The following is a 15479-nucleotide window of genomic DNA, read 5'->3' on the forward strand; positions in this document are numbered from 1 at the left end:
CCCGGCGCGGCGTGTCGGCTCGACGATCCGACATTTCGCCGCGGCCTCAGTCGGCGGCCGAAGCCACCGAATCGCGCGCCGCGACGAACGCGGCGACGCAGCGTCGGATCTCGTCCTCGGAATGCGCGGCCGAGAGCTGTACGCGGATGCGCGCGGCACCCCGCGGCACCACCGGGAACGAGAACGCCGTCACGTACACCCCGCGCTCCTGCAACGCGTCGGCGATGCGGGCGGTGAGCGCGGCGTCGCCGAACATGACCGGCACGATCGCGTGCGACCCGGGAAGCAGGTCGAAGCCCGCCTCGGTCATGAGCGAGCGGAAGAGCGCCGCGTTCGCCTCGAGCCGCACGCGCAGCTCCCCCGATTCGGCCAGGAGCGAGAGCGCCTGCAACGTGCCGGCGACGATCGCGGGCGCGAGGGTGTTCGAGAACAGGTACGGCCGGGCACGCTGGCGCAGCAGGTCGACGATCTCCTGTCGGGCGGCCACATACCCGCCGGATGCTCCGCCGAGCGCCTTGCCGAAGGTTCCGGTCGTGATGTCGACGCGCCCCTCGACGCCGAGCAGTTCGGGCGTGCCGCGTCCGTTCGGCCCCACGAAGCCGACGGCGTGCGAGTCATCGACGAACACCAGCGCGTCGTAGCGCTCGGCGAGGTCGCAGATCTCGGCGAGCGGAGCGTAGTACCCGTCCATCGAGAAGACGCCGTCGGTCACGATGACGCGGCGCCGGGCGTCGGCCGCCGAGACGAGTTGCGCCTCGAGGTCGGCGAGGTCCCGGTTGCGGTACCGGTACCGGCGCGCCTTCGACAGCCGGATGCCGTCGATGATCGACGCGTGGTTCAGCTCGTCGCTGATTATCGCGTCGTCGGGGCCGAACAGCACCTCGAACACGCCGCCATTCGCATCGAAGCACGACGAGAACAGGATCGCGTCGTCGTACCCGAGGAAGTCGGCGACCCGGCGCTCGAGCTCGAGGTGCTGGGTCTGCGTTCCGCAGATGAAGCGCACGCTCGCCATGCCGTACCCCCACTCGTCGAGACCGCGGTGCGCGGCGGCGACGATGCGCGGGTCGTCGGCGAGGCCGAGGTAGTTGTTCGCGCAGAAGTTCAGCACCTCGACGCCGGCGACCGACACCTCCGACGACTGCGGCCCCTCGATGCCCCGCTCGCGCTTGGTGAGCCCGGCCGCGTCGATCTCGTCGAGTTCGGCGCGCAGTTGCGCCTGCACGGTTCCGTACATGCCTAGACCTCCGTCCAGTCGAGGATGATCTTGCCGACCCCGGCCGAGTGCGCGGAGTCGAACGCGGCCCGCCACTCACGCGCCGGGTAGCGCTCGGAGATGATGGATGCCACGCGCTCGCGCAGCACGTCGCTGGTCTGCAGCATCGCCGACATCGAGTTCCAGGTCTCGAACATCTCGCGCCCGTAGATGCCCTTCATCGTGAGCATGTGGGTCACGACCTTGCCCCAGTCGACCGCGAACCCCTCGCTCGGCAGGCCGAGCAGCGCGATGCGCCCCCCGTGGTTCATGTTCTCGATCATCTCGGGCAGCGCCTTGGCCGACCCGCTCATCTCGAACCCGACGTCGAAGCCCTCGCGCATGCCGAGTCGGGGCTGCACCTCGCGCACGCGCTCGGTCGAGACATCCACGACCGCGTCGGCGCCCATCTCGAGGGCGAGCCGCAGACGCGCCTCCGAGACATCCGTCGCGACGATGAACCGCGCGCCCACGTGGCGTGCGACCGCGATCGACATAAGCCCGATGGGGCCGCATCCGGTGACGAGGACGTCCTCGCCGACGACCGAGAAGGCGAGCGCGGTGTGCACGGCGTTGCCGAACGGGTCGAAGATCGCGCCGACCTCGGGGGCGACGGGCGAGTGATGCACCCACACGTTCTCGCCCGGGATCACGATGTACTCCGCGAACGCCCCGTCGCGCTGCACGCCGACGCCGAGCGTGCGGATGCACATCTGCCGCCGGCCGGCGCGGCAGTTGCGGCACATGCCGCAGACGATGTGGCCCTCGCCCGACACCAGGTCGCCCACGGCGACGTCGTGGACGAGCGGGCCGACCTCGACGACCTCGCCCGAGAACTCGTGGCCCGGGATGAGGGGCGCGGCGATGGTCGACGACGCCCAGTCGTCCCATGAGTCGATGTGCAGGTCGGTGCCGCAGATGCCGGTGCGCAGCACCCGGATCTTGACGTCGGCGGGGCCGGTGACCGGCTCGGGCCGGTCGACGAACTCGAATCCCGCGCCGGGCGCGGCTTTGAAGAGGGCCTTCATCGATACCTCGTGTGGTGGTGCACGAGCCACTGGGTGCGGCGGCTCATGCGATGGTCCGGTGGGTGCGCCGGATGACTCAGCCATCGTATCGGCGCGGGTGGAGGCGGTGCCTGCCCGGGTCCGCCTCCCGGCGCAGCGGGCGAAGAGCGGGTCAGCGGCGAGGCGGGAACGAGCGGCAGCGCGCGCTCAGCGGGCGACGGATGCCTCGACCTGGCCGCGGGCGAAGTACTCGACCAGGTCGTCGGCGAGCGGCGGCACGGCGAGCGCCGATCCGTCGCCGCGCAGCGACTCGGTGGCGAGGATTCCGGCCGCGACGGCCTCACGCGCGGCGACGGGCGAGGTCTCGGTCAGTCCGCCGTCGCGCACGAACCGCAGGAACTCGGCGACCAGCAGCGCGTCGGCGCCCTCGTGGCCGGCGTCGGCGACCTCGGGAACGAGGAAGGTCTCGTCGGGCTCGGCCGCGCCCTGGTGCCGCCGGTTCCAGAGCGCGACGGTCGTGCCGGCCGTGTCGCCGAGGTTCTCGATGCGACCCTCGGTGCCGATGATCGTGTAGTTGCGCCAGTAGTCGGGTGTGAAGTGGCACTGCTGGTACGACGCGAGCACGCCGTTCGTCAGGTGCAGGTTCACCATCGACACGTCCTCGACGTCGACGACGGGGTTCAGCCCGGTGAGCGCGGTCGGCGGCCAGTTGTCGAGGCTGAACCAGTCGAACATGCGCTCGTCCGACCGGTCGCGCCGATCGTTGATGCCGCCGTAGACGCTGAGCGAGCCCATTGCGGCGACCCGGTCGGAGTAGGCGCCCGCGAGCCAGTGGATGACGTCGAGGTCGTGCGCGCCCTTCTGCAGCAGCAGGCCGGTGGTGCGCCGGCGGTCGGCGTGCCAGTCCTTGAAGTAGTAGTCGCCGCCGTTGCCGACGAAGTGCCGGCACCAGATCGCCTTGACCTCGCCGATGCGCCCCTCGAGGATGAGCCGGCGCATGAGCGCGACGACCGGCATGTGGCGCATGTTGTGGCCGACGTAGAGACGCGAGCCGGTGCGGCGCGCGGTCTCGAGGACGGCGTCGGCGTCGGCGAGGTCGATCGCGAGCGGCTTCTCGCAGAACACGGCGACCCCCGCCTCGAGCGCACGGATGGCGACGGTCGCGTGCGTGTCGTCGGGCGTCAGCACCATGACGGCGTCGACGCCCGAGGCGAGCAGTTCGTCGAGCGAGTCGGTGACGAGTACGCCGGGCAGCGCGTCGCGCGCATCGGCGCGGGCGCGTTCGGCGAGGTCGCAGACCGCGGTGATGCGCGACCCCTCGCCCGGTCGGTGCGCCTCGCGCCAGATGCCGGCGCGGGCGCCGAAGCCGACGATGCCGATGGTCAGATCCACGGGTGGTGCTCCTTACAGAATGCGGGTGGGACGAGAAGAGAAGAGAACGGATGCCTCGGGCCGACGCGTGCGGCGCCGAAGCGCACCGGACGATGCACACGGGGCGCCATGCCGGTCAGGCGCCGCGGGCCGGGCGGTCCACTGCCGGACCGGCGAGATCGGTCGACCCGCCCGGGAACAGCGACCACGCGAACTCGTGCAGTCGCGCGGGCGCCGGTTCGTGTTCGAGCGCGCGCCCGACGATGATCTCGGCCTGGCGTTCGTAGAAGTCGGTCGGGCCGACGGTCGTGAGGGTCGGGGCCACGACGCGGGCGTCGGGGGTGTTGCCGACGCCGACGATGGCGACGTCGTGCGGCACCCGCAAGCCGAGCATGTGCGCGGCGTTGATCGCGGCGATCGCCGCGAAGTCCGTCGTCGCGTAGATCGCGGTCGGGCGCGGGCCGCGCTCGCCCGAGAGCAGGTCCACGGCGGCCGAGAACGCGCTGGCCTGGGTGTCGGCGAAGGTCGCTGTGAGCGCCCGGCCGGCGTCGATGCGACCCTCGCGCAGCCGCTCGAGGTAGGGCGTGACCCTCGTGACCCCGTGGTCGGCACCGCGCACGGCCACCTCGGCCGCGAGGCATCCGATCGCCGTGTGCTGCTCGAGCAGGTGATCGATGGCGAGGAAGCAACCCGGGATCGCGTCCGAGCGGATCACATCGAACCCGTCGGGCTCGAGCGACTCCGAGAAGACGACGAGCCGCTGCCCGCGCTCGACGAGGTCGTGCAGCTTCGCCCGCGCGTCGCCGTCGGCACCGGCCGCGTCGAGGTAGGCGACGTCGCTCTCGACCCGGTCGAGCGCAGTGTGCCAGTCGCCGTCGGCGAGGATCAGCGTGGTGAGCCCGTGCCGGTTCGCCTCGGCGTTGACGGCCTCGGCGACCGCGAGCGACCAGGGGTCGCTCAGCATGTGCAGCGAGAGCTGCACCATGCCGGTGCGCCCGGTGCGGATGGCGCGAGCCGACCGGTTGGGCCGGTAGTTGAGCCGTTCGGCGGCGTCGAGCACGCGCTTCGCCGTCTCTTCGGCGACGCCCGGGCCATCGGATCCCGAGCGGCCCGAGAACACGTACGAGACGGTCGCGGTCGACACGCCCGCCAGGTCGGCGACCATGCGGGCGGTCGGTCGTCGCCGTGCGCCGTTCGCGCGCGTCGCGACGTCATCGGAGCGTGGCATCCGTCACCCCTTCGTCCCAGAGAACGCGATGCCCTGGATGAACTGGCGCTGCAGGAACATGAACGTCACCAGCATCGGCAACGTCGCGAGCAGGGCGCCCGCCATGAGCACAGGGTAGTCAGTGCCGTGCAGCCCGACGAGCTGCGACAGGCCGACCGAGAGCGGCATCTTGGCCGGGTCGGTCGTGACCACGAGCGGCCACAGCAGGTCGTTCCACGACCACAGCACGGTGAACACCGTGAGCGCGACGATGCCGGGCTTGGCGAGCGGCAGCATCACGCGCCAGAACGTCTGCCACGGGTTCGCGCCGTCGATGCGCGCGGCTTCTTCGAGCTCGACCGGCATCGACATGAAGAACTGCCGCATGAGGAACGTGCCGAACGCGCTGAAGATGCCGGGCACGATGAGCGCCTGCAGCGTGTTCAGCCAGCCGAGCGTCTGGATGATCTCGTACTGCGGCAGCAGGTAGAGCTGCGACGGCACCATGAGCACCGACAGGAACAGCACGAACACGACGTTGCGCCCCCGGAACGGGATGCGCGCGAACGCGTAGCCCGCCATCGTGCACAGCACGACCTGGCCAACGGTGCGACCGACGGTCAGCAGCACCGAGTTCAGGAACATCTGCCCGAACGGCATCGAGTCGAACACCTCGGCGAAGTTCGTGAACACCCACGGGTCTGGGATGACGACGGGCGGCACCTGCACCGAGTCCTGGAACGTCTTGAACGCGGTGAGGGTCTGCCAGATGAACGGGAACACCATGATCACCGCTCCGGCGGCGAGCAGCAGGTGGACGAGCCAGTGGCCGCGGCGCCGGCTTCCGGCGGGCCGGCGGCGATCGGCGGATGTCTCGGAGCCGCCGTCGCGGCCGGTTGCGCCGTCTGAGGCGGTCACGGCGCGGGTGTCGAGCGCGACATCACTCATAGTGCACCCACTTCTTCTGCAGCCGGAACTGCACGACGGTCAGCACCAGGATGATGACGAGCAGCAGGAACGCGATCGCCGCCGCGTAGCCCCGCTCGTTGTCGAGGAAGCCCGCCTCGTAGAAGAGGTAGACGATGGTGCGCGTGTTCGGCATCGCCGGGTTCGAGCGGCCGAGCATCATGTAGATGAGGTCGAACACCTGCAGTGCGCCGATCACGCTGATCACGCTGACGAAGAAGATCGACGGCGAGAGCAGCGGGATCGTGATCGAGAAGAACTTGCGCACGGGGCCGGCGCCGTCGAGGTCGGCCGCCTCCATGACCGTGTCGGGGATGCCCTGCAGGCCAGCCAGGAAGATGACGATGTTCGTGCCGAGGCCCGCCCAGATGCCGACGACGGCGATCGCCATGAGCGCGGTGTTCGGGTCGGTCAGCCACGACCGGCCCTCGATGCCGAAGACGCCGAGCACCTCGTTGAGCACGCCGTAGTCGCCGTTGTAGATCATGCGCCAGACCAGCGCAATGGCGGCCGGCATGGTCACGACCGGGATGAAGTAGAGGGTGCGGTAGACACCGCGTCCGCGCAGGCCGGCGGTGTTGAGCAGCGCCGCGATCGCGACGGCGAGCGGGATGCCGATGAGCGCGACGACCGTGTACAGCGCGGTGTTGCGCAGCGCCCCGATGAGCTCGGGGTCCTGGAAGAGCCGGGCGTAGTTCTCGAGCCCGACGAAGTCGCTGCCGCCGAACGGGCCCGACTTCGTGAACGACAGGATGAACGTGCGCACCGTCGGCCAGAGGTAGAACGCGATCAGGCCGAGCGCGGTCGGGCCGATGAAGAGCAGCGCCCACCACGGCGACTGGCCGGGGCCGCGGCCCCGGCGTCCCCCCACGCCGCCGGGGCCGGGCCGGCCGGGTCGACCGGGAGCAGTCGCCTTCTCCCGGTCGAGCTCGGAGATCGGCGCCGCGGTGCGCTGCCCGATCAGGTCGGTCATGGTGCGTTACTCCGACTCGGCGTCCAGTGCGGCCTGCATCTGCTCGGCGAGCTGTGCGAGGCCGTCCTTCGGGCTCACCGCGCCGGCCCACACCTGCGAGAGCACTTCGCTCTCGATCGAGGTCCACGCCGAGGTGTTCTTCGAGACCGGGTACGGAACGGCGGTGTCGAGCGCGTCGATGTAGACCTGCAGGTCGTACTGCGGCAGCGCGTCGACCCAGGCCTGCTGGGTGCCGTCGAAGGCGGGGATCACGGTGCCGGTGTCGGCCTGGATCTTCGCAGCCTGCTCGCCGCTCGCGAACGCGGCGAACTCCTTCGCGAGGTCGAGGTGCGCGCTCGTGGCGTTCGCGACGTTCGCGAGGCCGTGGATCACGCTCTGGTTGCCCTCGGCGCCCGCCGGAAGCGGCGCGACGTCGACCGAGTCGGCGATGTCGGGGTTGTCGGCGTAGGCGACGGCGGCCCACGAGCCGTTCTGGAACATGGCGACCTTGCCCGAGAGGAAGAAGTCCTCGGGGTTCGTGTCGGTCATCTGCTGGGCGGTCGGCGAGGAGCCGTCGGCGATGAGGTCGGTCCAGAGTTCGATGCCGGCGAGCGCTTCGGGGGTGTCGTATCCGGTCGTGGTGCCATCGGCCGAGATCACCTCGCCGCCGGCCTGCGCGATCGAGTTGTAGAAGTTCTCCTGGCCGTACTGGCTCGCGGCGATGCCGTACTGCCCCGCCGCCGGGTCGGTGAGCGCGGCGGCGGCGGACTTCAGGTCATCCCAGGTCCAGCCGGCGGCGGGGTACGCGACGCCGGCGGCGTCGAAGAGGGCCTTGTTGTACCAGAGGGCGACGGTGTCGAAGTCCTTCGGGGCGCCGTAGAGCGAGCCGTCGAAGGTGTACAGGTCGATGAGGCCCTGCGGGTAGTCGGATGCCTCGATGCCCTGGTCGTCGAGCGGCGCGAGCACGCCGTTCGACGCGTAGAGCTGGAAGTTCGGGCCGTTCATCCAGAACACGTCGGCCGCCGAGCCGCCCGAGACGGCGGTCTGCAGCTTCGTGAAGTACTCCTTGTACGGCGTCAGCTGGATCTCGATCGAGACGCCGTCGTGCTCGGCCTCGAACGCGTCGGCGATGTCCTCCATCGCGGGCTGCTGGTTCTGGTCCCAGATGGCGTAGGTGAGGGTGACGTCGCCGCCTTCCTCGGATCCTCCGCTGCCGCCCGCGCATCCGGCGAGCGCGAGGGCGGCTGCGGCCGAGACCGCGACGGCGGTGACGGTGCGTGATTTCGGAACGTGGCGCATGGTCCTCCTTTGGACGGTGAGGTGCAGCGGATGCCTCGGTGCGAGGTGCGGCGGTGATGATTGTTAATCGTTTAGCAGGGAACCTACCGGCGAGCATGCATGAGCACAAGAGGTAATTTCGATCATCTGCAATCACTCCGACTGAGCGTTCGAGCACTCAGGTGACGGGAATCCGGCTCTCGCCGGTTGCACGGGGCGGTTCCGGGCGCTACTCTCGAATCGATTCGAGTCGAATCGATTCGAGAACGAGGCGCCCGCCACCCCGGGCATCGCAACCGAGGAGCAACCATGGTGCACGAGGCATCCGCAGCTACCGTGGAGACCGTGACCGACGCCGATCGCGCCGCGAGACGCCCCACGCGCGAACTGCGAGCGTGGCGCAACGCCGTGTTCGCGGTCTTCTTCCTCAGCGGACTCAGCATGGCGAGCTGGGTCGCCCGCATCCCCGCCGTGCGCGACTTCAACGAATTGTCGACGCAGGGCGTCGGGCTCGTCATCCTCGCGGGGTCGATCGCGTCGATCGGCGGCCTGGTCGCCGCCCCCATCGTGCTCGCGCGCTTCGGGCCGCGCATCGGCATGGCCTCGACCCTCGTGGTCGTGTCGGTCGGGCTGGTGTCGGTCGGCATCGGCAGTTCGATCGTGCCGTCGATCCCGCTCGTCGTGCTCGGTCTCGCCCTGTTCGGGTTCGGCAATGGCGCCGTCGATGTGATCATGAACGTCTCGGGCGCCGAGGCCGAACGTGAGATCGGCCGCACCGTGATGCCGCTCATGCACGCGTTCTTCAGCTTCGGCACGGTGGCCGGCGCGGCCGTCGCGGCCGGGGCATCCGCCCTGTCGATCGCGGTGTTCCCGCACCTGGTCGTCGTCGCCATCGCCATCGCCATCGCCGCCGTGGTCGCGGTGCGCTTCGTACCGATGCGCACCGAGCTGGGCGAAGCGCCCGAGGGCGCGTCCAGCTCGGAGACGGATGCCGCGCCGCCGCGCCGCACGTTCGGCGAGCGCCTGCGGGCGAGCCTGCGGGTATGGGGCGACCTGCGACTGTGGCTCATCGGCCTCGTCATGCTCGGCATGTCGTTCGCCGAGGGCAGCGCCAACGACTGGATCGCGCTCGCGGTCGTCGACGGACACCACTTCGACGCCACCGCGGCGGCGGCCATCTTCACGGTGTTCACCGTCGCGATGACCGCCTCGCGGGTGCTCGGCGGGCCGGTGCTCGACCGGTTCGGCCGCGTGCCCGTGATTCGCGTGCTCGCGGCGGTCGGCGCGGGCGGGCTCGCGCTGTTCATCTTCGGCACCGAGCCCTGGATGCTGGTCGTCGGCACGGTGCTCTGGGGCGCGGGCTGCTCGCTCGGGTTCCCGGTCGGCATGTCCGCCGCCGCCGACGTGCCCGACCGCGCCGAGTCGGCCGCCCGCGTGTCGGCCGTCGCGATGATCGGCTACTGCGCGTTCCTCGTCGGGCCGCCGGTGCTCGGGTTCCTCGGCGAGCACTTCGGCATCCTGAACGCACTGCTCGTGCTGCTCGGGCTGCTCGTGGTGGCCGGCCTTGCCGCGCCCGCGGTGCGCGAGCGCACGCGGCGCTGAGCCGGAGCGCGCCGGCTCAGCGGGCAGCGGGCCGCGCGCCGCGGTCTGCCTCACCCGTCGAGCACGCCCGTCGGCTCCGACCAGTGCCTACCGCTGCGCAGCCGATCGATGATGAGCCGCTCGAGCCGGGACTCCGGGTGCACTCGGCCGTCCAGGACGGCCTCGAGCGGCCGGCGGAAGACGAACTTCGCGACCGCCTCGCTCCCCTGCCGGCTGCCCTCCTCGCCAGCGACGACCTCGAACCGTCGCGCGAACGCCGCCAGGTTGCTGTGCGGCAGCTCGCGCCGGATCTCGGCGTCGAGCAGCCAACTCGTGCACGACAGTCGCCGGGCACCGGTGAATTCGCGGATCCGTTCGAGCGAGGCATCCACCGCCCCCGGGTCCAGCGGACCCGTCTCGGGGATGTGCACGGCGTGACCGAGCGCCTCGGCGCGACGTGCGACCTGGAGCCGACCGAGCTCGACGACGTCGCCACGCATGAGTTCGATCAGCCAGTCGAGCACCGTCGCCGCTCCGTAGCGGGCGTGCTTGCGACCGACGTCGCGCAGCGTCGCGCGGGTGATCTGTTCGGGGATCCCCGCGCGACGCTGGCGATCCATTGCGAGCGGCACGCACGCCGCGAGGGCGGAGACGAGCGCGTCGCCCGTCTCCGCCCGCAACGACGTGAGCACGTCGCCGTCGCCGCCTGCCGGCTGATCCGTGCGGATCAGGTGTCCGAGGACGACCATCAGCTCGGGTCGGGTCGCCGGGAGCCGCCCGGCGACGCCGAGGGCGACCTGCCCGGGGCGCGGCCCAGCCGCCTCGCTCACGCGCTCGCCGCCCGTCAGTTCGCGTTCGTGCTGTTCGGGGCGACGTAGTCGACGAACCGTCCGAAGTCGACGAGCCGGTCGTCGACCTCGAAGAGGTACCGGCCGAGCCGGGTGACGTTCGCCGGCTCGCGGAGCCAGTCGCGCAGCTCGTCGACCTCGTCGGGTGTCAGCCATCCGACCGGGTCCGAGGTCGATCGGAACCCGAGCACGGTCGCGACATCCGCGAGCAGCTGGCGCTGGTCGTCGTCGAGCAGGCTCCGGCGGCGGCGGAAGTACACCACGTCGGGGTCGGTCTCGAAGCACGGCCGCAGCCAGCTGCGGTGGATCGACGCGAGGAACGCGTTCTTCGTGCCGACCCCGGTCGGGTCGCCGGGCCGCTCCGAGTTCTCCCAGAAGGCGGCCACGTCGGGCCCGACCCGCACACCGTCGAATACGCCGATCGAGGGCAGCATGGGCACCCCGCAGCCGAGCAGGTACACGTCATCGCCGACGACCTCGCGGATCAGCGAAATCGCGTCGCGATACGCCTGCTCGCGGTGCACGGGCGCGTGCCGAACGCCCTCGATGGCGGCCGCGTACATGAAGTCGAGCTTCAGGTAGGTGAAGCCCCAGCCGACCACGCGCGTGAACAGCTCGCGCAGGTGCTCCTGCACCTCGGGCTGGGTGGTGTCGAGCGCGTAGTAGGGACCGCCCCAGTTGTAGCCGGTCACGAGCGGCCGACCGGCCTCGTCCTGGATCAGCAGGTCGGGGCGCTCGATGGCGAACCGCGAGTGCGGCAGCGCGATGAACGGCGCCAGCCACAGCCCGGCGCGGAACCCCGCGTCGGTGATGGTGCGGGCCGTCGCCGCCATGCCAGAGGGGAACTTGTCGTTGGCGACCCAGTCGCCGACCGACGGCTCCCACCCGTCGTCGAGCTGCACGACGTCGAAGGGCAGGCGGGCTTCGACCAGATCGGCAACGGCCGACCGCACCGACTTCTCGTCGATCTCCTCGTAGAACGAGTACCAGCTGCACCACACCCGGCCCGCCGAGGCGTCGCGCGAGCCGAGCCGCTCGGCGAGCAGTTCCGCGTAGCGCGCGAACACCTCGACCTCGGGGCCGCGGGCGAAATACCACTCGGCGACCGGGTCCTCCATCGTGCCCCACAGCGTGGTCGCCGTCGCCCCCACCCTCGGGGCGCCCAGTCCGAGCGCCCCGAGGAGCAGGATCTCACCGTCGGCGAGGGCGATCGCGCCCACCGCGCTGCCCGAGTGGGCGAGCGGGGTGTCGTTCCGCGCATCGTCCGCGGTGAGCAGCCGCTGCGGGCTGTCGTGGATGCGCAGTGGCACGTCGGTGATCCGTCTCCATCCCGACGGGCTCCAGGAGTTCCACCCGTGCCGGAAGAACTCCGGGTCGTCGAGCGAGTGCACGACCGTGACGGGGCCCGCGGGGATCAGGAACTCACGTTCGCCGATCGCCCGGGGTTCGCCGACGGCGCCCACCGGCAGGGAGAGGTCGCCGAGCCGGATCACTCCGGCGAACGTGGCGAGATCGTTCAGCATGGGTCCCTTCCGGTCACTCGAAGAGTGCGTTGACCTTGGCATTGGCATCGGGGAGCGCCGTTGTGGCGTCGTTCGTGCCCAGTGCCACGCTCTGGATGGCGTCCTGCACGATCTGCGCCATCTCGGTGCCGTGGTAGTTGATCGGGATCAGGAACGTCGAGTCGGGCTCGGTCGTGTACGAGGTGAACGCCGAGGCGTCGAGTCCGAGGTCGGCTCGGGCCGCGACGGAGGCCTCGGATGCCGACGTGACCGCCGGGAAGATCACGCCGGTCGCACCGACCACGTCCTGGCAGTCGGCCGAGGCGAGGTAGGTGATCCACTTCCAGGCCTCGTCCTTGTGCTTGCTGCCCGCGTACATGGCGTCGCTCAGGCCGTTGATCGCCGACTTGCGACCCTCGGGCCCGGTCGGCAGCGGCGCGAAGAGGTAGTCGGCCGCCCGGTCCTGGAACATGAGCTGGTTGAACGAGCCCACACTGGTCATCGCTCCGGCGCCGCTCAGCAGCACCTCGTGCCGCGACAGCGTCGACTGCTGGTCGAACGCGGGCGCGTAGCCCTTGTCGCTCAGCCCTGCGATCCAATCGATGGTCTCGGCGAGCTTCGGCGAGTCGTAGTGGAACGACGTGCCGAACGGGTTGGTGTCGGAGTACGTGAACCCGTTCGACTGGGCGAGGTTGCCCCACAGGTTCTGACCCTGCGAACCATCGGCCCACTCGGGCAGGAACCCGTAGACCGCGACGTTGCCCTTGTCGAACGCGGGGTCGTCGCCGTGGTGGCCGGCCTTGTCGACGGTGAGCTTGGCGATGACCTCCTCGAACGTGCCGCCGTCGTCGGGGTTCCAGGTGAGGTCGGCCAGCGACGCCTCGTCGATGCCGGCGTCGGCTGCGGCCTGCTTGTCGATCACCAGGCCGATGGTGTCCCAGTCCTTGGGCAGGCCGTAGCGCGCCCCGTCGATGACCCAGATGTCCTCGAGGCCGCTCACGTAGGCGTCGAAGTCGACGGCGTCGGGGTCGGCGTCGAGGTAGGGCTGCAGATCCTCGATCTGCTTGTCGGCGACGAACTGCGGGTAGTACGAGGCCTGGTCGACCCAGACGTCGGGGGCGCTGCCTGCGGCGACCTGGGTGGCGAGGTTGGTCCAGTACTCGCCCCAGCCGTACTGGCTGATCTCGACGGTGATGCCCGGGTTCGCCGCGGCGAAGTCGTCGGCGCACTGCTGGTAGGCCGGCAGTTGGGCGTCGTCCCAGAGCCAGTACTTCAGAGCGACGTCACCGCCGTCACCGGATCCCGACGAGCAGCCGGCGGTCATGGCCAGGACGAGCCCGGCCGTCGCGATCCCTGCAGCGCGCAGGGCGGTCTTCATTCTCATGTGTGCACGCACTCCTTCGTGTCTTCTGGTGCTGGGTTGGGGTGGATGGGGGTTGGGATGGGGGTCTTCACTTGATGCCGGTGAAGTTCAGCGACTCGACGATGCGTCGGCCGAGGAACACGAGCAGCAGCGCGACCGGGATGACCGACAGCGTGGATGCCGCCATGAGTCCCGTCCAGTCGGGCTGCGTGTTGGGCGATTGCTGCAGGTAGACGCCGAGCGCGACCGTCACCGTGCGCACCGCTTCGTCGCGGCCGATGAGCAGCGGCCAGAGGTAGTCCTTCCACGCCCACACGACGGTGATGAGCGCGATGGTGATGAGCGGGCCCTGCGCCATGGGCAGCACGACTCGCCAGAAGATGCGGATCTTGCCGGCGCCGTCGATCATCGCCGCCTCCTCGACGTCCTTCGGGATGTTGAGGAAGAACTGCCGCAGGAAGAACAGCGCGAACGGGGTCATGAGCAGACTCGGCGCGACCATGCCCCACACGGTGTTGAGCAGCCCGAGATCGCGCACGAGCACGAAGTTGGGCAGCAGCGTGAAGATGCCGGGCACCATGAGCGCGGCGATCAGGATGCCGAACAGCACCTCGCGGCCGCGGAACCGCAACCGGGCGAACGCGTATCCGCCCATCGCGCAGAACAGGGTCTGGAAGGTTCCGATCAGCACGCAGTAGACGATCGAGTTCCACAGGTAGAGCGCGAAGTTGATGGAGGCGCCGCTGCCGCCGGCGGCTCGCGTCTCCTCGGCCGAGAGCAGGCCGAGCACGCGTGCGAAGTTGACGACGGTCGGATGGCTCGGCCAGAGGTTGCCGGCATCGGCGATGACGTCGGCGGCGGGGGTGAGCGCCGATTTCACCATCCAGTAGAACGGGAAGAGGGTCGCGACGAGGGTGATCGCGAGGATGGCCCACCCGATGATGCGGCCGATCGGCGGGCGCCGCCTCGCGGTGCGGACGGACGCGGGCGGGGCGGGCGGCGTGGACTCGTCGGCGTCGACCGGGACGGGCGAGGGCATGGTGGTCATGGTCATCAGGTACCCCTAGGTGAGCTGGGACTCGGACGCGCGCAGCAGGCGGAGTTGGACGAAGGTGAGGACGCCGAGGATCAGCACGAGCAGGATCGCCATCGTGGCGGCGTACCCCATGTGGAAGAACGTGAACGCCTGTTGGTAGATGTAGTAGTAGATGACCCGGGATGCGTTGACAGGGCCGCCCTTCGTCGTCACCGCCACGGTGTCGAAGATCTGGAACGAGCCGATCAGCGAGACCACGAGCACCAGCGCCAGGATCGGGCGCAGCAGCGGCAGCGTCACCCGGAAGAATGTGCGGAGCTCCCCTGCGCCGTCGATCGCCGCGGCCTCGAACATCTCCTGCGGCACCTGCAGCATGCCGGCGTAGAACAGCAGCGCCGTGTACCCGACGAACGCCCACGTGTTGATGAGCGAGATCGTGGGGATGACGAGGTTCGGGTCGGTGAAGAAGCCGACCTTGTCGAGGCCCATCGAGTCGAACATCCGGTTGACGAACCCGAGGTTGGTGTCGAGCAGCCACAGCCAGACCAGGCCGACCGTGACGTTCGGCACCAGCCAGGGCAGCAGCAGCGTGGTGCGCAGTGCGACCGACCGGGTGAGGCGGTGCATGAGTGCGGCGAGCAGCAGCGCGATGAGCGTCTGCGAGCCGACGTTGATCACGACGTACTGCAACGTGACGCCCATCGAGTTCCAGAACTCCGAGTCGGCGAGCACGTCGGCGTAGTTGTCGAGACCCACGAACTCGGGTTCGGCGAGCAGGCTGTAGTCGGTGAACGACCACCACAACCCGCGCACCGTCGGGTAGAGATAGAAGATGGCGAAGCCGAGGAGCACCGGCGCGATGAAGAAGAGCGCCACTCGCCCGTCGCCGCGTCGCGGCCGTCGTGGGGCCATCGTCGCCGCGCGTGGACCGCGGGCGGCGGTGAGCCGTCGTGGTTCGGTCAAGTCGTTCCCTCTCAGCGTCATTGCCGGGCGCGCCGAGTGGCGCGGATCGAGCTCGAGCGATGCCGGGATCGGCGCGGGGTGAGCCGCCCGGAACCGCTAGTGTGGGGTGGAGCGGATTAATAATCCAACATGGCGATATAAATTGCAACC

Annotated in this window: 13 protein-coding genes; 1 reads left to right on the plus strand and 12 read right to left on the minus strand. The window is 69.9% G+C overall.

The genetic code is table 11. From position 1 onward, the window contains the following. Positions 1-46: 46 nt before the first annotated feature. The 7 genes from FLP10_RS07930 to FLP10_RS07960 form a co-directional block, all read right to left on the minus strand. Positions 47-1237, minus strand: a complete 1191-nt coding sequence (locus FLP10_RS07930) for a glycine C-acetyltransferase (RefSeq protein ID WP_149160376.1) — start codon at positions 1235-1237, stop codon at positions 47-49. Between the two features lie 2 nt (positions 1238-1239). Beyond that, complete coding sequence (gene tdh, locus FLP10_RS07935) at positions 1240-2283, minus strand: L-threonine 3-dehydrogenase (protein WP_149160377.1); 1044 nt, start codon at positions 2281-2283, stop codon at positions 1240-1242. 186 nt (positions 2284-2469) lie between these two features. Further along, on the minus strand, positions 2470-3654 hold the full coding sequence (locus tag FLP10_RS07940) for a Gfo/Idh/MocA family protein (RefSeq protein ID WP_149160378.1): 1185 nt from the start codon (positions 3652-3654) through the stop codon (positions 2470-2472). A gap of 115 nt (positions 3655-3769) precedes the next feature. Beyond that, complete coding sequence (locus FLP10_RS07945) at positions 3770-4861, minus strand: LacI family DNA-binding transcriptional regulator (protein ID WP_246150291.1); 1092 nt, start codon at positions 4859-4861, stop codon at positions 3770-3772. Between the two features lie 3 nt (positions 4862-4864). Continuing rightward, on the minus strand, positions 4865-5788 hold the full coding sequence (locus FLP10_RS07950; RefSeq protein WP_149160379.1) for a carbohydrate ABC transporter permease: 924 nt from the start codon (positions 5786-5788) through the stop codon (positions 4865-4867). After that, complete coding sequence (locus FLP10_RS07955) at positions 5781-6779, minus strand: carbohydrate ABC transporter permease (RefSeq protein ID WP_149160380.1); 999 nt, start codon at positions 6777-6779, stop codon at positions 5781-5783. The genes FLP10_RS07950 and FLP10_RS07955 overlap by 8 nt, the downstream gene beginning before the upstream one ends. Before the next feature lie 6 nt (positions 6780-6785). Then, on the minus strand, positions 6786-8057 hold the full coding sequence (locus tag FLP10_RS07960; RefSeq protein ID WP_149160381.1) for an ABC transporter substrate-binding protein: 1272 nt from the start codon (positions 8055-8057) through the stop codon (positions 6786-6788). Positions 8058-8381: 324 nt separating this feature from the next. Between FLP10_RS07960 and FLP10_RS07965 the strand changes: the two genes are divergently transcribed. Beyond that, positions 8382-9638: an MFS transporter gene (locus FLP10_RS07965; RefSeq protein ID WP_246150293.1), complete on the plus strand. Its 1257-nt coding sequence runs from the start codon at positions 8382-8384 to the stop codon at positions 9636-9638. A gap of 50 nt (positions 9639-9688) precedes the next feature. On the opposite strand, the gene FLP10_RS07970 is transcribed toward FLP10_RS07965, so the two are convergent. The 5 genes from FLP10_RS07970 to FLP10_RS07990 all read right to left on the minus strand — a co-directional run bounded on the left by FLP10_RS07970 (position 9689) and on the right by FLP10_RS07990 (position 15278). After that, entirely contained in the window at positions 9689-10447 is a 759-nt protein-coding gene (locus tag FLP10_RS07970) for an acyltransferase domain-containing protein (RefSeq protein ID WP_149160383.1), read from the minus strand. 14 nt (positions 10448-10461) lie between these two features. After that, a complete protein-coding gene (locus tag FLP10_RS07975; RefSeq protein WP_149160384.1) occupies positions 10462-11988 on the minus strand; it encodes a glycoside hydrolase family 36 protein in 1527 nt (508 codons plus the stop codon). A 13-nt stretch (positions 11989-12001) separates the two neighbouring features. Further along, positions 12002-13351, minus strand: coding sequence for an ABC transporter substrate-binding protein (locus FLP10_RS07980; RefSeq protein WP_149160385.1), 1350 nt, complete (start codon positions 13349-13351; stop codon positions 12002-12004). Positions 13352-13418: 67 nt separating this feature from the next. Then, positions 13419-14384, minus strand: a complete 966-nt coding sequence (locus FLP10_RS07985; RefSeq protein ID WP_246150295.1) for a carbohydrate ABC transporter permease — start codon at positions 14382-14384, stop codon at positions 13419-13421. A 9-nt stretch (positions 14385-14393) separates the two neighbouring features. Beyond that, entirely contained in the window at positions 14394-15278 is an 885-nt protein-coding gene (locus FLP10_RS07990; RefSeq protein WP_149162154.1) for a carbohydrate ABC transporter permease, read from the minus strand. Between the last annotated feature and the right edge of the window lie 201 nt (positions 15279-15479).

This window comes from Agromyces intestinalis (assembly GCF_008365295.1).
In the GTDB taxonomy this organism is placed as follows: domain Bacteria; phylum Actinomycetota; class Actinomycetes; order Actinomycetales; family Microbacteriaceae; genus Agromyces; species Agromyces intestinalis.

What these genes read in the sequence shown, in the direction of transcription:
- FLP10_RS07950 (WP_149160379.1), bottom strand. Translation starts at nt 5,788, where the DNA reads ATGAGTGATGTCGCGCTCGACACCCGCGCCGTGACCGCCTCAGACGGC.
- FLP10_RS07980 (WP_149160385.1), bottom strand. Translation starts at nt 13,351, where the DNA reads ATGAGAATGAAGACCGCCCTGCGCGCTGCAGGGATCGCGACGGCCGGG.
- FLP10_RS07955 (WP_149160380.1), bottom strand. Translation starts at nt 6,779, where the DNA reads ATGACCGACCTGATCGGGCAGCGCACCGCGGCGCCGATCTCCGAGCTC.
- FLP10_RS07930 (WP_149160376.1), bottom strand. Translation starts at nt 1,237, where the DNA reads ATGTACGGAACCGTGCAGGCGCAACTGCGCGCCGAACTCGACGAGATC.
- tdh (WP_149160377.1), bottom strand. Translation starts at nt 2,283, where the DNA reads ATGAAGGCCCTCTTCAAAGCCGCGCCCGGCGCGGGATTCGAGTTCGTC.
- FLP10_RS07960 (WP_149160381.1), bottom strand. Translation starts at nt 8,057, where the DNA reads ATGCGCCACGTTCCGAAATCACGCACCGTCACCGCCGTCGCGGTCTCG.
- FLP10_RS07975 (WP_149160384.1), bottom strand. Translation starts at nt 11,988, where the DNA reads ATGCTGAACGATCTCGCCACGTTCGCCGGAGTGATCCGGCTCGGCGAC.
- FLP10_RS07990 (WP_149162154.1), bottom strand. Translation starts at nt 15,278, where the DNA reads ATGGCCCCACGACGGCCGCGACGCGGCGACGGGCGAGTGGCGCTCTTC.
- FLP10_RS07945 (WP_246150291.1), bottom strand. Translation starts at nt 4,861, where the DNA reads ATGCCACGCTCCGATGACGTCGCGACGCGCGCGAACGGCGCACGGCGA.
- FLP10_RS07985 (WP_246150295.1), bottom strand. Translation starts at nt 14,384, where the DNA reads ATGACCATGACCACCATGCCCTCGCCCGTCCCGGTCGACGCCGACGAG.